Origin of the sequence: Pseudomonas sp. PDM25, from assembly GCF_019219045.1 — a bacterium.
In the GTDB taxonomy this organism is placed as follows: Bacteria; Pseudomonadota; Gammaproteobacteria; order Pseudomonadales; family Pseudomonadaceae; genus Aquipseudomonas.
In genome coordinates this window covers 222,351-239,177 of the sequence record NZ_JAHUWL010000010.1, presented here as the reverse complement: position 1 = coordinate 239,177, position 16,827 = coordinate 222,351, and the positions used below count along the sequence as shown (strand labels likewise).

At 61.1% G+C, this 16,827-nt stretch carries 18 protein-coding genes; 11 read left to right on the top strand and 7 right to left on the bottom strand.

What is annotated here, in order from left to right; genetic code table 11:
* Window positions 1-53 precede the first annotated feature (53 nt).
* Together KW848_RS20485 and KW848_RS20480 are read left to right on the top strand one after the other, a co-directional pair.
* Complete coding sequence (locus KW848_RS20485; protein ID WP_218537893.1) at window positions 54-479, top strand: VOC family protein; 426 nt, start codon at window positions 54-56, stop codon at window positions 477-479.
* Window positions 476-1,753 carry an amidase gene (locus KW848_RS20480; protein ID WP_218537892.1) on the top strand — a complete coding sequence of 426 codons (1,278 nt, stop codon included), beginning with the start codon at window positions 476-478 and terminating at the stop codon, window positions 1,751-1,753. Before KW848_RS20485 ends, KW848_RS20480 begins: the two co-directional genes overlap by 4 nt.
* Here KW848_RS20480 and KW848_RS20475 read toward each other — a convergent pair.
* The 5 genes from KW848_RS20475 to KW848_RS20455 form a co-directional block, all read right to left on the bottom strand.
* Window positions 1,700-2,299 carry a GGDEF domain-containing protein gene (locus KW848_RS20475; RefSeq protein WP_218537891.1) on the bottom strand — a complete coding sequence of 200 codons (600 nt, stop codon included), beginning with the start codon at window positions 2,297-2,299 and terminating at the stop codon, window positions 1,700-1,702. The genes KW848_RS20480 and KW848_RS20475 overlap by 54 nt on opposite strands.
* Before the next feature lie 74 nt (window positions 2,300-2,373).
* Entirely contained in the window at window positions 2,374-2,952 is a 579-nt protein-coding gene (locus tag KW848_RS20470; RefSeq protein WP_218537890.1) for a hypothetical protein, read from the bottom strand.
* A gap of 1 nt (window position 2,953) precedes the next feature.
* Window positions 2,954-5,122, bottom strand: a complete 2,169-nt coding sequence (locus KW848_RS20465) for a xanthine dehydrogenase family protein molybdopterin-binding subunit (RefSeq protein WP_218537889.1) — start codon at window positions 5,120-5,122, stop codon at window positions 2,954-2,956.
* Window positions 5,123-5,147: 25 nt separating this feature from the next.
* On the bottom strand, window positions 5,148-5,603 hold the full coding sequence (locus KW848_RS20460; protein WP_218537888.1) for a (2Fe-2S)-binding protein: 456 nt from the start codon (window positions 5,601-5,603) through the stop codon (window positions 5,148-5,150).
* A 247-nt stretch (window positions 5,604-5,850) separates the two neighbouring features.
* A complete protein-coding gene (locus KW848_RS20455; protein WP_218537887.1) occupies window positions 5,851-6,696 on the bottom strand; it encodes an oxidoreductase in 846 nt (281 codons plus the stop codon).
* A 114-nt stretch (window positions 6,697-6,810) separates the two neighbouring features.
* Here KW848_RS20455 and KW848_RS20450 point away from each other — a divergent pair, with 114 nt between their 5' ends.
* On the top strand, window positions 6,811-7,731 hold the full coding sequence (locus KW848_RS20450; protein ID WP_256365224.1) for a LysR family transcriptional regulator: 921 nt from the start codon (window positions 6,811-6,813) through the stop codon (window positions 7,729-7,731).
* A gap of 72 nt (window positions 7,732-7,803) precedes the next feature.
* On the opposite strand, the gene KW848_RS20445 is transcribed toward KW848_RS20450, so the two are convergent.
* A complete protein-coding gene (locus tag KW848_RS20445; protein WP_218537885.1) occupies window positions 7,804-9,162 on the bottom strand; it encodes a hypothetical protein in 1,359 nt (452 codons plus the stop codon).
* A 182-nt stretch (window positions 9,163-9,344) separates the two neighbouring features.
* Here KW848_RS20445 and KW848_RS20440 point away from each other — a divergent pair, with 182 nt between their 5' ends.
* Window positions 9,345-9,848, top strand: a complete 504-nt coding sequence (locus tag KW848_RS20440; protein WP_111452287.1) for a VOC family protein — start codon at window positions 9,345-9,347, stop codon at window positions 9,846-9,848.
* A gap of 35 nt (window positions 9,849-9,883) precedes the next feature.
* On the top strand, window positions 9,884-10,717 hold the full coding sequence (locus KW848_RS20435) for an AraC family transcriptional regulator (protein WP_218537884.1): 834 nt from the start codon (window positions 9,884-9,886) through the stop codon (window positions 10,715-10,717).
* A gap of 23 nt (window positions 10,718-10,740) precedes the next feature.
* Here the strand turns inward: KW848_RS20435 and KW848_RS20430 are convergent, their stop codons facing one another.
* On the bottom strand, window positions 10,741-11,328 hold the full coding sequence (locus KW848_RS20430; RefSeq protein WP_218537883.1) for a LysE family translocator: 588 nt from the start codon (window positions 11,326-11,328) through the stop codon (window positions 10,741-10,743).
* A gap of 170 nt (window positions 11,329-11,498) precedes the next feature.
* Between KW848_RS20430 and KW848_RS20425 the strand changes: the two genes are divergently transcribed.
* From KW848_RS20425 to KW848_RS20400, 6 genes are all read left to right on the top strand, one after another.
* Window positions 11,499-12,119, top strand: a complete 621-nt coding sequence (locus KW848_RS20425) for a LysE family translocator (RefSeq protein WP_192409490.1) — start codon at window positions 11,499-11,501, stop codon at window positions 12,117-12,119.
* 172 nt (window positions 12,120-12,291) lie between these two features.
* Window positions 12,292-13,332 (top strand): DMT family transporter, encoded by a 1,041-nt coding sequence (locus KW848_RS20420; RefSeq protein WP_218537882.1) that lies wholly within the window; start codon window positions 12,292-12,294, stop codon window positions 13,330-13,332.
* Between the two features lie 80 nt (window positions 13,333-13,412).
* Window positions 13,413-14,495, top strand: a complete 1,083-nt coding sequence (locus KW848_RS20415; RefSeq protein WP_218537881.1) for a bifunctional transcriptional activator/DNA repair enzyme AdaA — start codon at window positions 13,413-13,415, stop codon at window positions 14,493-14,495.
* A gap of 42 nt (window positions 14,496-14,537) precedes the next feature.
* Entirely contained in the window at window positions 14,538-15,341 is an 804-nt protein-coding gene (locus KW848_RS20410) for an isocitrate lyase/phosphoenolpyruvate mutase family protein (RefSeq protein WP_218537880.1), read from the top strand.
* A gap of 4 nt (window positions 15,342-15,345) precedes the next feature.
* Window positions 15,346-15,963, top strand: a complete 618-nt coding sequence (locus KW848_RS20405; protein WP_218537879.1) for a DNA-3-methyladenine glycosylase — start codon at window positions 15,346-15,348, stop codon at window positions 15,961-15,963.
* Window positions 15,964-16,209: 246 nt separating this feature from the next.
* Window positions 16,210-16,698: a GFA family protein gene (locus KW848_RS20400; RefSeq protein WP_192409498.1), complete on the top strand. Its 489-nt coding sequence runs from the start codon at window positions 16,210-16,212 to the stop codon at window positions 16,696-16,698.
* Window positions 16,699-16,827: the final 129 nt, after the last annotated feature.

The window sequence follows — 16,827 nt, the reverse complement described above, 5'->3', positions numbered from 1 at the left end:
CAAAAAGCACAGCGCTAAACTCAGGCTGAATCCAGACAGCCGAGGCACATCCGATGCAACTCTCCCCTTTCCACTTGGCCATCCCGGTCTACGACCTGACTGCCGCACGCAATTTCTATGGCGAGGTGTTCGGCCTGGAAGAAGGTCGCTCAAGCGATCATTGGGTCGATTTCAATTTTTTCGGCCATCAGTTGGTCATTCACCTTGCGCCGAAAAACCCCTCTCAAGAAGCCGCTCACACCAATGCCGTCGACGGCCACAACGTGCCAGTGCCGCATTTTGGTGTGGTCTTGGGGATGGACGAATGGGAGGCTCTGGCCAAACGCCTGAAAGCCCTTGATACCCGATTCGTCATCGAACCGGGCATTCGCTTTCAGGGATTGGTGGGTGAGCAAGCCACGATGTTTCTCTTCGACCCTTGCGGCAATGCGCTGGAGTTCAAGGCGTTCAAGGACATCACTCAGTTGTTCGCCAAATGATCCGCCCCGTCCCGGATGCCACGGCCCTCAGTCAGTCCGTGATCAAGGGTGAGACGTCCGCCGCCGCCATCGCCGAAACGGTCCTTGAGCGCATTCAGGCGCTGGAGCCGGACATCCAGGCCTTCGTCTCGTTCGATGCCCGAAAAGTACGCACCGATGCTGCGTTGCACAACAGTCGTGGCTTGCTGGCCGGGGTCCCGGTAGGGGTGAAGGATGTCTTCGACAGTGCCGACCATCCGACCCAATTCAACTCGCCCATCTATGCCGGTCATCAACCGGCCCGGGATGCCCATGTGGTGACCCTGCTGCGCCAGGCTGGCGCGCTGATCATGGGCAAGACCCACACCACTGAATTTGCGTACATGCACACCGGCCCGACCCGCAACCCGCATGACCCGGACCGCACGCCGGGCAGCTCCAGCGCCGGTTCGGCGGCCGGGATGGCAGCGGATTTCTTTGCGGTGGCGCTGGGTACCCAGACGGCCGGTTCACTGCTTAAACCGGCGTCCTATTGCGGTCTGTTCGCGTTCAAACCGTCGTTTGGCCTGGTCTCGCTGGAAGGCGTAAAGCCGCTGGCGCCGAGCTTCGACACCGTAGGCTGGTACGGTCGCTCGGTGCGGGATCTGCACTTGGTGGCGCGGGTGTTGATTCCAGGTTTTGCAGTGCCTGAGGTTGAACCACGCCCTCTGCAATTGGGCTTCTATCGCACAGCGCGCTGGGATCAGGTCGACCCCGAGGTGGCCAACGCCCTGGAACAGGCCGTGGACCACTTGCGCAGCACCGGCCATCAGGTCGACGACGTGCAACTGCCGGATGAATTTGCCGGGGTATTCGACGATCACCTGTTAATCAACGACTGCGAAGGCGCCCGCTCTCTGGCGAAGGAGTTTCAGGGACACCGCGCATTGTTAAGCCCTTCGACCCTGGCAATGTTCGACAGGGCGGCGGCGACCACCTGGGAACAGGAGTCCGCTGCCAAGGCCCGGTTGGCGGCGCTTGCACCGCGCCTGAATGAACGGTGCCAGCCCTACGACGCGATGCTCGGCCCCTGCTGCGGGATGGTCGCGCCCATGGGCCTGGAAAGCACCGGGCCCTCGGATTTCATCAAGTTCTGGGGCGCGTTCGGCTGGCCGCAGGTGAATATCCCGCTGGTTCGCGCAGAAGGATCGATGCCGATCGGTTTACAGATGATCGGTCGGTTCCGAAATGACGGTTCGTTGCTACGGGTGGCCGAACGGGTCGCTGCCGATTTGCTCACTGACCGCGGCCAGTAAGCCCTCGGCCGTCTCGTGAAGCGCAGGATGAAACTCGATCTGATCGACGCTGTAGTGGATGTCATAACCGCGATGCACCGTGGCATTGCGCTCTTCGAGTATTTCTTCGAGTCGCGCCCTGATCGCGGGTATTTCCACAACGCTTGAGCCGGTCAGCAACGCGACGAATTTGTCGCTGCCCCACCGGCCGATCACATCGCTCTCGCGAAAGGCAATGCGCAGCACATCAGCAAAGGTTTTCAGGGCGTTATCGCCTTCGGCACGACCATAGAGATAGTTGATGTGTTTGAAGTCATCAATATTGAAGAGCAGCAGCGTCGCTGGCTTTTTCAGCTGTTGGCAGACATCCAGCCCTTGTTGGGCCAGCGCTGTAAAACCGTGTCGGTTGGAGAGCAGGGTCAACTCGTCCATGCTCGCCATTTGCACGCCCATCAGCTCCTCCTCGGCCTTGCGGGCCAAGTCACGCAGCAGCTCGCGCTCCTGCAGTGGCGTGCGCAACGGGTCGGCGCACGCGCCTGGTTTTACCGGTTTGCCTGGGATCAGCATTTCTCACTCCATTGGCGGGTATATTTCTTAGAGTCGTCCATACCCGCTTTGACTCCCTGTTAACGGACCGCCGGTCAGCTACCCGCGACCGGACATGGCCCTCCCGCGTCAGCCCAAAGCTTGAACTGGGTGACGAAAATGTCGTGCGGCACCGGCACCGGCGCCCTTCCCTGACCCGGATTCCAGCCCCAGAGCACCAATTTGTCGTCGCTGACATGCTTGATCAGCGCGGCGAAATCGCGGTCACCGTTGCTGGAACGGTCCTTGATCATTGCGCACAATTTATCGGCCGGCAGACCGATCCAGGCCATTTTGTGCGCGGCGGGCGGCAAGCTCCAGTGCGGCGCCCCTGGCGGTGCGTGAGGGCCGTAACTGGCCGGCGGATTACGCTCGGCGTGACAGGTAGCGCAGGGCAAACCCGCCGCGCCCTTGCCGTCCATGCCCCGCACGACGTTCATCGCGTGAGGGATCCCGGCGTCGAACTGCAACGGCGAATCGCCGGGGATATGGCAGTTCTGGCAGCGTGGGCTCTGGAAGACCTTTTGCACGGTATCGAACGCCTTGATCGCTTCCTTATCGTCAGCGAACAGGTCTTCGGCGTAGCCGATCAGGCCGATCAACACCACTGCGCCAAGCATCAGATGTCGTCTCATCTCACACCCCCGACAGTTGCAGCGGCAGTTCCCGCAAGCGTTGGCCGGTCAGGGCGAACACCGCGTTGGCCACTGCCGGCGCCGTGGGCGGCACACCGGCCTCACCGATGCCGCCGGGTTTGTCACTGCTGGGGACGATATGCACCTCTACCACCGGCATCTCGTTGAGCCGCAGCACTTGATAGTCATGGTAATTGGATTGCACCACCTCCCCGTTCTTGAAGGTCAGTTTGCTGTGCAAGGTAAATCCGAGGCCGAAGGTGATGGCCGATTCCATTTGCGCCGCGATGCTCATCGGGTTGACCGCAATGCCGCAATCCACCGCACACACCACCCGATGCACGCGAATCGCCAGGTTGTCCTGGGACACCTCAGCCACGTGGGCAACATAGCTGCCGAAAGACTCGTGCACCGCGACACCCAACGCATGGCCGTCCGGCAGTGGCGCCTTCCAGTTGGCTTTCTCAACGGCCAGGTTCAGCACGCCAAGATGCCGTGGATGATCCTTGAGCAAGGTTCGTCGGTATTCGACCGGATCCTTGCCGGCCGCCTCTGCCAGTTCGTCGATCAGCGACTCCATCACGAACGCGGTGTGGGTGTGCCCCACCGAACGCAGCCAGAGCACGCGGATGCCGGTTTGCGGCGAATGCAGATCAACCTGGTGATTCGCCAAACCCTCAAGGTACGGACTGTCGGCGACCCCTTCGACAGAGGTCTTGTCGATGCCATTCTTGACCATGGTCGCCTCGAATGACGTGCCCGCCATGATCGACTGCCCGACCATCACATGCTTCCAGGCGATCGGCAGGCCGCCGGCATCGAGGCCGATGCGGGCCTGATGGAGGAACGCCGAGCGGTAGTAGCCACCGCGAATGTCGTCCTCCCGGGACCAGACGGTTTTTACCGGTGCACCCGCGGCCTTGGCGACTTCCACGGCTTCTGCGACAAAGTCCGAGGTCGGATTGGCCCGGCGACCGAAACCGCCGCCGAGAAACTCGGTATGAATCTCCACCTGCTCGGGTTTGAGCCCGGTGATTTTCCCGGCGACCATTTGATCCAGCGTCTGGAACTGGGTGCCGGTCCAGATTTCGCATTTGTCCTGGGTGATTTTCACTGTGCAGTTGAGCGGTTCCATCGGCGCGTGGGCCAGGTACGGCACGCTGTATTCGACATCAATGGTCTTCGCCGCTTTACCCAGACCCGCCGCGACATCACCGGCCTGACTGGCCGAAGCGCCAGGGGTGGCGGCGAGCTTGCGGAAGCTTTCCAGCAGCGCCTGGCTGTCGAGCCCGGTGTTCGGCCCCAGGTCCCAATCGACCTTCAACGCATCGCGCCCCAGCTTCGCCGCCCAGTAATGATCGGCAATCACCGCCACCCCGGTGGGCACCTGCACCACTTTGTGCACGCCCGGAATCGCCAGCGCTTCGGCGCCTTCGAAGGATTTGACGCTGCCACCGAACACTGGCGAACGCGCGACCATGGCGGTCATCAGGCCGTCGAACTGCACGTCCATGCCGAACGTGGCACGGCCGGTGATTTTCTCCGGGGTGTCCAGGCGCTTGGTCGGTTTGCCGATGATTTTCCAGTCCTTGGACTCCTTGAGCTTGATCGACGCCGGATCCGGCACCGGCAGTTTGCCGGCGTCATCGGCCAGTTCACCGTAGGTAGCGCGTTGGTCACCGGCAATCACCACACCCGACTCAGTGCGAATCCCGGAGGGTGCGACGTTGAAGCGTTTGGCCGCCGCGTCGATCAACATCAAACGCGCCGCTGCCCCGGCCTGACGGTAGCGATCGAACTCCATCCAGGTCGAGGTCGATCCACCGGTGATTTGCATCCCGCCAAACCCGGCCAGGCCATACTCGGCGGCCGAAGCCGGTGCATGTTCGACGCGGATCTTCGACCAGTCGGCGTCCAGTTCTTCGGCGATCAGCATGGTCAGGCCGGTCCAGATGCCCTGGCCCATTTCCGAATGGCCGAGCAGCATGGTGACGCTGTCGTCATTGCCGATCCGTAAAAACGCATTGGGCGCGAATACATTGCCTTGATTCTCGGCGCCCATGGCAAAGCGATGGCCACCGGGGATGACAAACGCCACCACCAGACCACCGCCCAGCACCGCGCTGCCCTTGAGGAAACCGCGGCGTGACAGAGGATTGAGGCTGTTCATTGTTCGGACTCCTGTCAACGTGGCATCAACCGATCTCGGCGGCGCGTTTGACCGCTGCGCGGATCCGCGGGTAGGTGCCGCAGCGGCAGATGTTGCCGGAGAGCGCCTGATCGATGTCGCTGTCGGTGGGCTTGGGAATTTTCGCCAGCAACGCGGCGGCCGACATGATCTGCCCGGACTGGCAATAGCCGCACTGCACCACATCGAGTTCGGCCCAGGCTTGTTGCACCGGGTGCGAACCGTCGCTGGACAGGCCTTCGATGGTGAGGATTTTTTGCCCATTGGCCACGGCTGTGGCGGGGGTGATACAGGAGCGTAGCGGCGCGCCGTCGACGTGCACGGTACAGGCGCCACACTGGGCCATGCCGCAACCGAATTTGGTGCCGGTCAGGTGCGCGACATCGCGCAGGACCCATAGGAGCGGCATGTCTGCGGGGACATCCAGCGCCTGGTCCTTGCCATTGATGTTGAGGGTCAGCATTGCGAATTTCCTCAGATTCACGGTGTTCTGAAAGGGCTCTCTCCGGCCTCCGCCGTTACGCCCTTTGTAGGAGCCGAGCTTGCTCGCGATGAACGATAACGCGGTGTGCCAGACCTGACGCCATCGCGAGCAAGCTCAGCTCCTACAAGGGCAGGGTTATCCCTACAGCTAAGCGCAAATTGCCGGGCGAGACCGGTTCATCGACCACCGGTCACATAAAGAAGACTGAAGTAACTCGGTTGGGGGCTTAGAAGTCGGTGGACACCGACAGCTCACGCCACGTCTGCAACTCCTCAGCGACGAAGGTGTTCTTGGCTTCAATCGCTGCAACACAGTCGCTGCCCAGCGGTAAGCGCAGCGGGGCTTTTTGCGCTTGCACCAGGGTGATCATGGCCTGGGCGAGCTTGTCCGGATCGCCAGGCTGATTCAGGGTCACGGCCTTGGCAATTTTGCGCACCTCACCCGCCGTGCTGTCGTAGTCAGCGATCGAAGCCGGGGATTCGACCAGCGAATTGCCTTCGAGGAACTCAGTCCGGAAGTAGCCGGGCTCGACAATGGTCACGTTGATGCCCAACGGTGCCAGCTCGGCGTGCAGCGCCTCGCTCAAGCCTTCGACGGCAAATTTGGTCGAGCAATAGACGCCAAAGCCCGGCCCCGACCTGTAGCCGCCCACCGATGAGAGATTGATCACATGTCCACCGCGAGCTGCGCGCATGTGCGGCAGGACGGCGCGCGTGACATTCAGCAAGCCGAAGACGTTGGTTTCGTACACGCGGCGCACTTCATCGGCGCTGGCTTCTTCCACCGCGCCGAGCACGCCGAAACCGGCGTTGTTGACCAGCACGTCAATGCGCCCGAAGTGCTCGATGGCCGCGTTGGCGACCGCAATACTCTGGGCTTCGTTGGTCACATCAAGGGTGGCGGCCAGCAAACCTGGCCGCTCGCCAAAACGCTGGGTGATGCTGTTGGCGTCACGGGCGGTGGCGACCACCGCGTCGCCATTGGCCAGCGCGGCGGCAGCGATCTTGGCGCCGATACCGCGAGAAGCACCGGTGATGAGCCAGACACGTTTGAAGTGTTGGGAAGTGGTCATGATCGCGAATCCTTGTAGGTCGTTGGGGTAAGCACAAGGTACGCAGGAACATTGGTCGGAAAAATGCCCTCGTGTTACAAGCACTATGAAACGCTCTTTCATAATGGCGCCGATATGAATCACGACCCTTTCGACGGTTTGACCGAGTTTCTTGCGGTCGCCGAGCACAAAAGCTTCACCCTGGCCGCGACTCGGCTAGCCGTTACGCCCACCGCCGTCAGCCATGCGATCAAGCTCTTGGAACGACGCACCGGCGTGCTGCTGTTTCAGCGCACCACACGCCGAGTGGCGCTGACCGAAGCCGGCGCCAGTCTGTTTGCCCGCTTGCGTCCGGCGGCCAGTGAAATCGATGAAGCGCTGGCGGTGCTCAGCGGTTTCCGCGATCAGCCCATGGGCACGCTGCGACTCACGGCCCCAAGATTGTCCGGGGCCTTGTTGATGGAGCCGCTGATTCCGCTGTTCCGCGAGGCCTACCCGCAAGTCACCCTCGATATTTCCCTGGACGACGCCACGGTCGACCTGATGGCCGGCGGCTTCGATGCCGGGATTCGCCTGGGAGAGTCGATAGAAAAAGACATGGTCGCGGTGCGCCTGACGCCTGACCTGCAATGGTCGGTGGTGGGCTCCCCGGCGTACTTCGCCAAGGCTGGAAAACCGGACAGCCCGGAAGACCTGACCCGACATGAATGCATCGGCTTTCGCTTCTCGACCTCCGGCAGCGCGCATCGCTGGGAGTTTCGCCGCAAGGGTCGGGACTTCACCGTGGGCGTCGAGGGCGGCGTAATCGTCAATGACCGCCGGTTGTTGGTGGCGGCCGCTCGCAGCGGTTCGGGCCTGGCCTACGCCTGTGATCTGGAAATTGCCGAAGAGTTGGCGGATGGACGCCTGGAGCGGGTGCTGCAACCCTTCGTGCCACTTAGTTCGGCGTTATACCTGTACTTCCCCAGTCGCACCCAGACACAGCCAAAACTGCGGGCCTTTATTGATTTGGCCACCCGTTGGATCGCTGAAAAAGGTGGCCTGGGCCGCAACTGAACCGTCGCCTTCAGGCCTCACGACGCCGACCAGACCTTTGTCCAGCCGATGTTGCGCCGGAAGACGACACCATCAAGGTTGTTTCACGTAAGCCGCGCTGTACTTCTGATACTCACCAAAACCGGTCACTTCCGCGGCACCGTTGAGCAACTGCAGGCGAAACAGCGGGTCGCCCTCGGGGTCCAGCGCGATGACGAGGTTGCCGGCGAGCAATGGGTACTGATGATGGACTTCAACGGGCGGATCCTTGAGCTGAAAAATGCTCAGGTTGATGTCTGCCATCTCAGGGCCGTTATCGATCGCCGGCACTACTTTGAGGGTCAGCTCGCCGACACGCCGATCCTGGACATTGCTCACGAGGTAGCGCCCTTCTCGCTGACTGTCTGCTACCCGCTCAAGTTTTTGCGCGGCCACCTTGAACGCGGCCGGCCTGACATTGATGCTCAATTGGCGGGAACCGTTGATCCACGTGCCGGTCTGGCTGCCCTGCTCGTTCGGCGTGCCTTCGACGAACCAGTTGCCGATCATCTGACCGTCGTCGTCCAGTTCACGCAGAACGATTCCGCCCTCTTCATAGGTATTGCCCACCAGCCGGATCGGTTGGCCGCTGCCGGTCTTGCTGTAGCGAACTTCCCCGACGTAGACATCACCCTGACGTTGCCACCACAGCTCAACGGGGATCTTGTTATCAAGGGTGCCGCGCAACATGACCGGCGCTTCACCGACGGGCCCCTCGAGTCGACGACGCTCCGTCCATTGGCCGGACTTCAGTTCACGATTGGTGACGTCCACATAGCCATAGGGCATGAACGGGCTGGCTTGCGAGGGCTTTTGCACCACCTCGGTTTTCTCGGCCACCTTCACAGGAAGGTTGTCCTGTATTTGCCAGGTCGCGCTCTGACGCCAGCAGCAACCGCTTTTGGACTGGGTATGCAGGCTTTTGGTGACAGGATCGATGCCGAACATGCCCAGATTTTCGTCACGGGTCAGAGCGGAGAAGGAGGTGCTCAACACGAGCGTCGGACTCTGGGGATCGAACAGATAGATGTCGTAGGAAGGGCCGCCATAGCGTGCATTATTGCCGTTGCGTACGGCCAGATCTTGTTGCCCGTCGAAATTGAAATCGCCGAACAACAGCAGATTTTGATCGGCATACGCCAGGTTCCGGTCGAACTCCGAAGCTTTTCGGCCTGGCTTGAACAGGGCGAACGCTTCGGCTGACTCGATGCGCTGCACCACCTGCCCACCGGCCCTTTTGCGCAACGTAATCAGCGCAGGAGCGCCGTCGAAAGTCTGGGTGGGCGGCTGTGCAAACTGCACATCGATGACGTATTTCTTCGCGGGGTCCGTGAGGTGATACGTCAACGGCCCAGCGTTTACAGCAGCGGCAGCCAGCAGACAGGAAACAGCCAGTAATCGGGAGGTAACCATGATGCAGAGCGTCCTTGCGGCAAACCAGGTCGGCAAGTCTAGCGGCTATCGGGTCATGCCGACATGTTTGATTCCATTGCCCAGGGAAACTCTTTCAACTTGTCGATCTACGGTACGGCCAGACGACCCGAGGCTGACTACGCTGAAAGTCCAGCCTGAGTAATCCGTAGAGGAGCTAAACCATGCACCGCGTTCAAAAACTCACGCCCTGCCTGTGGTTCGACGATCAAGCCGAGGAGGCCGCGAAGTTCTACTGTGCGATCTTCGATCATTCGAAAATCAGCGCCACCACCCACTACGGCAAGGCCGGTCAGGAGATTCACGGCAGGCCCGAAGGTTCGGTGATGACGGTCAGTTTCGAGCTGGACGGACAGAGTTTTACCGGCCTCAACGGCGGTCCGATATTCAAGTTCAATGAAGCGGTTTCATTTCAGGTCAATTGCCATACCCAGGAAGAAGTCGACCACTTCTGGGGGCGCCTGTCCGCGGGTGGTCCCGTTGAGGCCCAGCAATGCGGCTGGCTCAAGGACAAATTCGGCGTGTCGTGGCAGATCGTACCGGTGGCCCTGATGGACATGATGAAAGACCCTGACACGGCAAAATCCCAACGCGCCATGGCGGCGATGTTGCAGATGAAAAAACTCGATATCGCAGCGTTGCAACGAGCCTTTGACGGCGAGAGCTAATACACTTCGACGCTGACCTGCCGAGGACGCTGACCATGAAGCCCGCCGTTGCCAAAGACGCTGACAAAGCCCCGCGCTTCTGGCGCGACGACGCCCTGCCCTTCATCGAAGCCCGTTCCATCGCCGACGGCCGCGAGGTCTGTTACACCCGGCATTCTCACGAGCACTTTTCCATCGGTGCGATCACGGCCGGGCGCAGTACCTACCTCCACGAGCAATCGCAATTCCAGGTCAGTGCCGGCACCGTGGTGCTGATGAATCCCGGTGATGTCCACGCCTGCAATCCCATCGATGACCAACCGTGGTCGTACCTGATGCTGTACGTCGAGACGCCGTGGCTGACCGACTTGCAGCATCAGCTCGGCTTCAGCCAGGACTTGGCGTTCCGCCGGTTTTCCATCACCCACACTCACGACAGTGATCTGTATGCCGGTCTGAAAAGTGTGTACGACGTGTTGGTCGATGCGCAGCAAGACGTGTTGCGCAAGCAAAGCGCGGCCGTGGAGTTTTTCACCGATGTGCAACAGCGCCTCAACCCTGGTGACCAACCACTGCGCGAACCCAATTTCAAACTGGAACGGGCCGCCGAGTACATCCGCGACAACTGCACGCAACTGCTCAAGCTCGAAGACATTTGCGAGGCGGCTCAACTATCGCCGTCCTACCTGATCCGTGCGTTCAAGCAGCATTACGGCATGACGCCCCACGCCTTTCTGGTCAACCGGCGTATCCAGTTCGCCCGCGATCAACTGCGCAGCGGCAAGTTGATCGCCGATGTCGCGCTCGAAGCCGGGTTTGCTGATCAGGCGCATTTTCAGCGTGCGTTCAAACAACATCTGGCGGCGACACCGGGGCAGTATCGCGGCTGACTCCAACGACGCGATCCCTGTGCTTAAGGTATCAACAGGTACACCGCACTCACCGCCAGCAACAACGCCATACTCCGATTGAACAGACGCATGCCCGCCGGGTTACTCAGATAGCCGCGTAAAAACGTCCCGGCATAGGCCCAGCAGCCAACGGACAGGTAGCAAATCACCAGATACACCGCCGCAAACTGCCAGACCAGCCGCGCCTCGCCATCCGCCACAAAAGCGCCCATCCCGGCCACGCAGGCCAGCCAGGCTTTCGGGTTGAGCCATTGCATGACCGCGCCGTACAACATAGACGGCGCACGGCCTGACTCCTTCGCCTGCAGATCTCCCTTGTCAGCGGCCAGCTTAAAGGCCATGTACAACAGGAATGCCACCCCCGCCCATTGCACCCCCAGCGTCAGCGCTGGCCAGCGCTGCAACACCTCATGCAGCCCTAATCCCATCAACACCAACAACACGACGAAACCCAGCGTCGCCCCGGCCACATGCCGTTGACTGGCGCGGAAACCAAACTGCGCGCCGGAACTCAACGCCACGATGTTCACCGGCCCTGGCGTTATCGAGGCCACCAGTGCAAATGCCGCCATCGAGATAATCAGACTCATCACAGACCTTCTTCAATTCAGTTGAACGAGGCCTCAAGGTAAAGAGCGACCTGAGGGCTGTATTGAACAAAACACCCCTCAGCTGTACCGCGACCGCCGTCCACCACTGTATGGGTCAAGCCACCCCGGGCCTGTGATAAAAATACCGTTCCTGCTTTTGGAGCCCCGCCATGGACCTCGCGACCCTCACCCTGTTTCTTCCCGCCTGCTTCGCCCTGAACATGGCGCCCGGGCCGAACAACCTGTTGTCGGTCAGCAACTCGACCCGCTACGGCTATCGCATCGCCTGTGTCGCCGGGATCGGTCGGCTGTTCGCCTTCGCCGGCATGATCGCCCTCGCGTCGGCGGGGCTGGCGGTGGTGCTGCAAACGTCGGAATTGTTGTTCTACGGGATCAAGATTCTGGGGGCGGCGTACCTGCTCTACCTCGCCTGGCAATTGTGGCGCGCCGATCCCGGGACGGAAAACGTGGTGGCAGGCGCGCCGGTGGGGATGTTGGCGTTGGCGCGGCAGGAGTTCCTGGTGGCGGCCGGTAATCCGAAAGCGATCCTGATCTTCACCGCGTTCCTGCCGCAGTTCGTCGACTCGACCCAAGCCGTATCGCCGCAATTCGCCGTGTTGGGCGCGTTGTTCCTGGTGCTGGAATGGATCGCCATCGGTGCCTACGCCTACATGGGCCTGCACATGCGCCGCTGGTTCGCCGAACCCCGGGGCAAGCGGATGTTCAATCGTTGCTGCGCGGGATTGTTGTCAGCGGCGGCTTCGGTGTTGCTGATGGCGCGCCGTGCCTGAACTCTATCTATAAACTGTGGGAGCGAGCCTGCTCGCGATAGCGGTCTGTCAGTCAACATCATTATTGAATGTAAAGCTGCTATCGCGAGCAGGCTCGCTCCCACAGTAGAATGCTGTTGGCCACGAAATTTGTGCAGTACTTGCCCACTCCCCAACTCACCACAGGCCCTCAATGAACCTGAACATCGTCTACGCCCTTGGCGCTGCCGCGCTTTTTGGCGCGAGTACGCCATTGGCCAAGTTGCTGGGCCTGAACCTTTCGCCGATCCTGCTGGCCGGCTTGTTGTACCTGGGCAGCGGCCTGGGCCTGACAATCGTCAGGCTTTTGCGTGACCGAGGCTGGCAGCCCAGCGGGTTGAAATCGTCGGAGTGGCCATGGCTGATCGGTGCCATCGCTTTTGGCGGCGTGCTCGGGCCGGTGGCGCTGATGTTCGGTTTGACCCTGACCTCCGGCGCCACGGCCTCGCTGATGCTCAACCTCGAATCGGTATTGACCGCCGTGCTGGCCTGGGTGGTATTCAAGGAGAACGCTGACCGACGCATCGTCGCCGGAATGCTGGCAATCGTCGCCGGTGGCTTGCTGCTGGCCTGGCCCCAGAACCCGGCGCAATCACAGGGCTGGATCGGACCGTTGGCGGTAGCGCTGGCCTGCGTGTGCTGGGCGATCGATAACAACCTGACGCGCAAGGTATCGGCTTCGGATGCGCTGTTTATTGCCGGCATCAAGGGGTTGGTCGCCGGGGTGGTGAACTGTTCTCTGGCGCTGCTGCTCGGCGCAAAACTGCCGCACATGACGGTGCTGGGGCCTACGTTGATCGTGGGTTTCCTGGGGTATGGCATCAGCCTGGTGTTGTTCGTTCTGGCACTCCGGGGCCTGGGCACTGCGCGCACTGGCGCCTACTTTTCCACGGCACCTTTCCTCGGCGCGGCAATCGCCATCCTGCTGCTGAACGAACCCGTCACGCTGACATTTTGGGCCGCTTCGCTGTTGATGGGCCTTGGGGTATGGATTCACCTCAAGGAAAGTCATGCCCATGAGCATCAACATGAGGCGCTCAAGCATGCTCATCGCCACGTGCATGACGAGCATCATCAACATGAACATTCATTCCAGTGGGACGGGACCGAACCCCACAGTCACGAACATCAACACACGCCGCTGCGCCACAGTCATCCACATTTTCCGGACATCCATCACCGACATAAGCATTAGGCAGCCCTCATGACGAATGGCCGGAATTCTCTGTCGATTTTCCGGTGGAGGCGCTGGGCGACGCGGCTTATGCTCGGCCCATGAACCTACAAAACGCTTTGCTTCCGCCCCACGCCGAGATGGTTCGCGCCATGCTCGAACGAGACACCGCCTACGAGGGGGTGTTCTTTACCGCGGTCAAAACCACCGGCATCTTCTGTCGCCCCAGTTGCACGGCGCGCAAGCCGAAACCGGAGAACGTCGAGTTCTTCGCCCATGCCGATGAGTGCATGTCCGCGGGCTATCGCGCCTGTCTGCGCTGCAAACCACTGGACGCGGCGGCCATCGCCCCAGACTGGGTGCAGCGGCTGCTCAAATCGGTGGATGCCGACCTCGAGCAGCGCTGGACCGATGCGCAGCTGCTGGCCGAAGGCATCGAACCGCTGAAACTGCGCCGCTGGTTCAAGCAGCATTTCGGCATGACCTTTCACGCCTGGCTGCGCACCCGACGCCTCGGCATGGCGTTGGGCGGGATCAAACAGGGCGACTCCATCGACAACGCGGCGTTCGACTCGGGCTACGAGTCCCTGAGCGGGTTTCGCGATGCGTTTCAAAAGTCCTTCAACATCACACCCGGCCGCGCCGCCAACAGCGAGCCGCTGCTGTTCACTCGCCTGACCACACCACTGGGGCCGATGATCGCCATGGCCGAACGACGCGGGCTGGTCCTGCTGGAGTTTCTTGATCGGCCAGCGCTGACCAAGGAAGTGGAAGCATTGCAGAATCGATACGGCTATGCCGTCGCGCCAGGACATAACGCGCATTTGCAGCAGATTGAAGCCGAACTGACGCAGTATTTCGCCGGCAAACTCACTGACTTCAAGGTTCCACTACACTTGCCTGGCAGCGATTTCGCCCGACAGGTCTGGGCCGAACTGGCGAAGATCCCGTACGGCCAGACCAGCACTTACGGCGCCATTGCGGCGCTATTGGGCAAACCCGGCGCCAGTCGCGCCGTGGGCCTGGCCAACGGACATAACCGTCTCTCGATTGTCGTGCCCTGTCACCGGGTGATCGGCACCGACGGCTCGTTGACCGGCTATGGTGGAGGACAACCGCGCAAGGCGTTCTTGCTCAGGTTGGAAAAAGCGGCGGTGCAGATCACGCAACCACTCGCATTCTGATCATTTGCAGGTTTCTCAAAAAGTCATAAGGAAGGACATTCGATGGACACGCCATTTCACCAACTGCACCACGACGGCTTGCTGATCCTCACCAATGTCGCCGATGCCGCCGGGGCGCGCATCGTGGAACAGTTGGGCTGTAAAGCCGTCGCCACCAGCAGCGCGGCAGTCGCCTGGGCTCACGGTTATCCGGACGGCAACGCCCTGCCCCTTGAGCGCCTGGTATCGACGGTCGAGTCCATCGCCCGGGTGATTTCGGTGCCGTTGACCGTGGATATCGAGGCCGGCTATTCCGATGACCTGACGCGGGTGGCCCAAGTGATTGATGCCGTCATCGCGGCCGGCGCGGTGGGGATCAACATCGAGGACGGTGCTTCCCCGCCCGAGCTGTTGGTGCGCAAGATCGAAGTCGCTCGTCAGGTGGCCGAACGTCGCGGCGTGAAGCTGTTTATCAATGCCCGCACCGATGTGTACCTCAAGAGTCTGGTGCCCGCCGAAGATCGCGTGGCCGAGACGCTCAAGCGCGCCGCGTTGTATCAGGCGGCCGGTGCCGATGGTTTGTTCGCGGCTGGCGTCACGGCTGAGTACGAGATCGCTGCGCTGTGCCAAGGCACTCCGTTGCCGTTGAACGTCCTCGGGCTCCCCGGCTTGCCATCGCCTGAAGAGCTGAAAGCCCTCGGCGTACGCCGTTTGAGTGCAGGCTCGCGCATTGCTGAGTTTCTGTATGGCGCCATGGGCGCACTGGCCAAGAGCTTTCTGGAAACAGGGACACTCGACAGCCGTGACCTGAAGGCCCTCACCTATGGTGAAGTGAACGCCCTGTTGGCGCCGTCCGGGAAAGCTTGAGCCCATGCCCGACGCCTATCTGCCCGCCACTGAGTTTCTATCGTCCATCGATGAGGACTGGCGTCGCCACATCGCCGCCGTCGGCCCTTGCCTGCATCAGCCCCATGCGGCTCGCGATCCTTATGAGTCGCTGGTGCGGGCGATTGCCTACCAGCAACTGCATGCGAAGGCCGGGGATGCGATTGTCGGTCGATTGATCGCGTTGTTTGGGACGGGTACGTTCCCGAGGCCTGAACAAGTTGTCGCGACCGGGTTCGATCAACTACGCAGTTGCGGGTTTTCCGCCAGCAAGATCGCGACCATTCAGGGCATTGCCCAAGCGGCGCTGGACGGTGTGGTGCCGGATTACGCCACAGCACTGGCCATGGAGGATGAGGCGCTGATCGAGCGGTTGATTACCTTGCGTGGGGTTGGGCGCTGGACGGTTGAGATGTTGCTGATCTACAGCCTGGAACGGCCGGATATTTTGCCCGCCGATGATTTTGGGGTGCGTGAGGGGTATCGGCGGCTCAAGGGGCTGGAGGTGCAGCCGACGCGCAAGCAGATGATTGAGATCGGGTTGGCGTGGAGTCCTTATCGGACGGTGGCTGCCTGGTATTTGTGGCGGATGACCGGCAAGTAGACCGCGTTATCGTTCTTCGCGAGCAAGCCCGCTCCCACAGGGGAATGCATTTCAAATGTGGGAGCGAGCCTGCTCGCGATGGGGCCTGCACAGCCACCGCATATCCGACGCCATCACACTCACTTATGGGCAATGACTTCCCCCAAACCCGACGCAGGTTACCCGGCGATGCGATTCTCGTACCGGTGGAGGGGCGCTGAAGGTCTAGGCTGTCTTGGGTAAGTTCCAGACCTGTCGGAGGTTCCCATGCAGCTCGAAGGTTCCTGCCATTGCGGCGCGGTGTCGTTCAGTTTGACCAGCGCCCACCCCTACCCGTATCAGCGTTGTTATTGTTCGATCTGTCGCAAGACTCAGGGCGGTGGCGGCTACGCGATCAACTTGGGTGGCGATGCCGACAGCCTTAAGGTACGCGGTCGCAAGCACATCGCGATTTATCACGCACGACTCAAGGACGAAGGTGATAAACGCGCCCACAGCAGCACCGCCGAGCGGCATTTCTGTTCGCTGTGCGGTTCAGGCTTGTGGCTGTTCAGCCCCGAATGGCCGGAGCTGATTCACCCGTTTGCCTCTGCCATCGACACCCCACTGCCGGTGCCACCGGAGCACACGCACTTGATGCTCGGTTCCAAGGCACCGTGGGTGGAAGTCGAGGCGCATCCTGGGGATCAGCAGTTCGACGTCTATCCCGAAGAATCCATCGCCGAGTGGCATGAGCGCCTGGGTTTGAGCCGCTAAGCCGGTTCACAGTCGTTGACATTTCGACGGTGCTGGCCGTGCAGTATCTGGCCAACAATGCGGCGGACAGCGGCGGATGAAGGCTTCACTGGCTGGGCAGGTGGTGTACACCTTTTGACGTTGCGGTAT

Bases quoted from the DNA above. Each gene is read 5' to 3' on its own strand.
- KW848_RS20465 (WP_218537889.1), bottom strand. From the start codon at position 5,122: ATGAACAGCCTCAATCCTCTGTCACGCCGCGGTTTCCTCAAGGGCAGC.
- KW848_RS20475 (WP_218537891.1), bottom strand. From the start codon at position 2,299: ATGCTGATCCCAGGCAAACCGGTAAAACCAGGCGCGTGCGCCGACCCG.
- KW848_RS20480 (WP_218537892.1), top strand. From the start codon at position 476: ATGATCCGCCCCGTCCCGGATGCCACGGCCCTCAGTCAGTCCGTGATC.
- KW848_RS20405 (WP_218537879.1), top strand. From the start codon at position 15,346: ATGCCCGACGCCTATCTGCCCGCCACTGAGTTTCTATCGTCCATCGAT.
- KW848_RS20445 (WP_218537885.1), bottom strand. From the start codon at position 9,162: ATGGTTACCTCCCGATTACTGGCTGTTTCCTGTCTGCTGGCTGCCGCT.
- KW848_RS20415 (WP_218537881.1), top strand. From the start codon at position 13,413: ATGAACCTACAAAACGCTTTGCTTCCGCCCCACGCCGAGATGGTTCGC.
- KW848_RS20435 (WP_218537884.1), top strand. From the start codon at position 9,884: ATGAAGCCCGCCGTTGCCAAAGACGCTGACAAAGCCCCGCGCTTCTGG.
- KW848_RS20450 (WP_256365224.1), top strand. From the start codon at position 6,811: ATGAATCACGACCCTTTCGACGGTTTGACCGAGTTTCTTGCGGTCGCC.
- KW848_RS20455 (WP_218537887.1), bottom strand. From the start codon at position 6,696: ATGACCACTTCCCAACACTTCAAACGTGTCTGGCTCATCACCGGTGCT.
- KW848_RS20400 (WP_192409498.1), top strand. From the start codon at position 16,210: ATGCAGCTCGAAGGTTCCTGCCATTGCGGCGCGGTGTCGTTCAGTTTG.
- KW848_RS20460 (WP_218537888.1), bottom strand. From the start codon at position 5,603: ATGCTGACCCTCAACATCAATGGCAAGGACCAGGCGCTGGATGTCCCC.
- KW848_RS20470 (WP_218537890.1), bottom strand. From the start codon at position 2,952: ATGAGACGACATCTGATGCTTGGCGCAGTGGTGTTGATCGGCCTGATC.
- KW848_RS20485 (WP_218537893.1), top strand. From the start codon at position 54: ATGCAACTCTCCCCTTTCCACTTGGCCATCCCGGTCTACGACCTGACT.
- KW848_RS20430 (WP_218537883.1), bottom strand. From the start codon at position 11,328: ATGAGTCTGATTATCTCGATGGCGGCATTTGCACTGGTGGCCTCGATA.
- KW848_RS20440 (WP_111452287.1), top strand. From the start codon at position 9,345: ATGCACCGCGTTCAAAAACTCACGCCCTGCCTGTGGTTCGACGATCAA.
- KW848_RS20410 (WP_218537880.1), top strand. From the start codon at position 14,538: ATGGACACGCCATTTCACCAACTGCACCACGACGGCTTGCTGATCCTC.
- KW848_RS20425 (WP_192409490.1), top strand. From the start codon at position 11,499: ATGGACCTCGCGACCCTCACCCTGTTTCTTCCCGCCTGCTTCGCCCTG.
- KW848_RS20420 (WP_218537882.1), top strand. From the start codon at position 12,292: ATGAACCTGAACATCGTCTACGCCCTTGGCGCTGCCGCGCTTTTTGGC.